The 1705-nt window shown below is 36.3% G+C and carries 2 protein-coding genes and 1 pseudogene; all 3 read right to left on the bottom strand.

Annotation, left to right across the window (positions count from 1 at the left end):
* A partial coding sequence (locus AC1DDX_RS27185) for a glycoside hydrolase family 20 zincin-like fold domain-containing protein (protein ID WP_477623003.1) occupies positions 1–492 on the bottom strand: 492 nt, incomplete at its 3' end.
* Between the two features lie 221 nt (positions 493–713).
* Positions 714–1316, bottom strand: coding sequence for a sterol desaturase family protein (locus AC1DDX_RS27180; protein WP_172663710.1), 603 nt, complete (start codon positions 1314–1316; stop codon positions 714–716).
* 102 nt (positions 1317–1418) lie between these two features.
* Positions 1419–1705: pseudogene (locus AC1DDX_RS27175) on the bottom strand (BamA/TamA family outer membrane protein); the annotation flags it as partial.

The raw sequence follows: 1705 nt of genomic DNA, 5'->3' as shown, positions 1-1705 counted from the left end.
CATATGGCGACAATTGTCCATGAGCATTCCTCTCCAGCTAAAACGGGGTTCATCTTCTATATAAACACAAGGCAACTTCTTAACTCCATTAACTGGCACCAGTTGTAATAATGTTTGTATACCATAAAAAAGACCATTTTCGGTTCCTGCTTTTATAGCAACGCCATTTGCATTTACCTCCAGCACATATCCCTCTTTTGAGGTAACTTTTGAATCAATATTAAGGCTAATGGTTTTTGCTTTTCTTTGCATCCACATGCCTGTACGCAACTCGGGTTTAATTCCCGCAGTTTCTTCTATTGAAGATTGGGCAAAAATTGCCAGGTCTTTTAAATTAGCTGAAGGATAACTGATGTATACATTTTTGTCTAGCGTAAGACTTCCTTTTCGCTCTTCCAATTTCGCCGGTAAAGGAATTATAGAAATTTTGGATTGTGCAGACAATTTGAGGGTGCAAATCATCAACAGAGCTATTGATAACAGTCGGTTCATGTGTGGGTGTTTGGTCATTTAAAATAAAACAGTTATTGTTTAGTCTTGTAAACTAATGCTAGTTAACTGTTTTATTTTAAAATATCAATCACATACGTTGCGCAAACCTTTGCGTAATTTTACTAAAACTCTATTCTGTAATTTATAGTTGGTATAATACCTCCGACACCCCTCTTCTATTTTACCCCTACGCGGAAAAAAATTAAAGCATTAGCGGTTTCCTATCTGGTACCAAAAACTTTATCCCAAATATCAGATGTCACCCCATATTTTGTTGTAGAGTCATCATAATGGTGCAACATGTGCTGTTGCTTAAGTTTTTTCCAGAAAGCATTTTTGAATTGTGCATGATGCAACATGTAATGCGTCATGTCGTAGCATAAGTAACCAAAAATAAATCCGGCAAAAAAGCCTTCAAGCATGGCCGGAGCAAGTAACCATTTAAAAAGAAAGAAAAATGCCAGTGCCAGTGGTATGCTTGCAGAAGGCGGCATCACCAGTCGCTGTGCGTCGTTTGGATAATCATGATGAACACCATGAAAAATAAAGTGAATTCTTTTACCCCATTCAGACTTTGGATAAAAATGAAAAACAAAGCGATGAAGCACATATTCAGTTAAGGTCCAGATAAATAATCCTAACAGAAAATATCCAAGAAAACCTAAGATTCCATTTGTGCTGAATGAGACCCAGGAGAAATACCCTACAACCGGAACATACACAATAAGCGGTACAAAATATGGGACTTTAGATAAACCCTCAAAAAGTGGGTTTTTAAACATTCTAATAGATTCTCTAGAATTAGATACAAAATTCTTCTTCATCACAACTAATTTTTGATGGTTTTCAAACGAGAGTTCTAAATTACGGCTTTTCTTACACTTCCCATTACCTAAAATAAGTAATTTACCAAATTTTGATACTTCTTAATATCTGAATTTCATGGCTACATAAGGATACCAACCCTCATTTGAATGGCCCATTACAAAACGAAACACRGTTAAGGATGCCGGAGCAAAATATAAACCCGCTCCGTACCCCTGATGCCACACATCAGAATTTTCTCCTTTTCTCCATACCCTGCCCACATCATGAAAACCCAATAGTCCAAATTGACCAGGTAGTATATAATTCATAAAATTCGCCACTTTTACACGCAATTCTAAATTATTATACAAGCTATGTTGGCCACCAAATCTAAATTCTCTATATC

The organism is Pedobacter sp. 10L46_2 (assembly GCF_056395165.1).
Note: the sequence above shows the minus strand (reverse complement) of the source record. Positions and strands in the feature narration are given on the sequence as shown.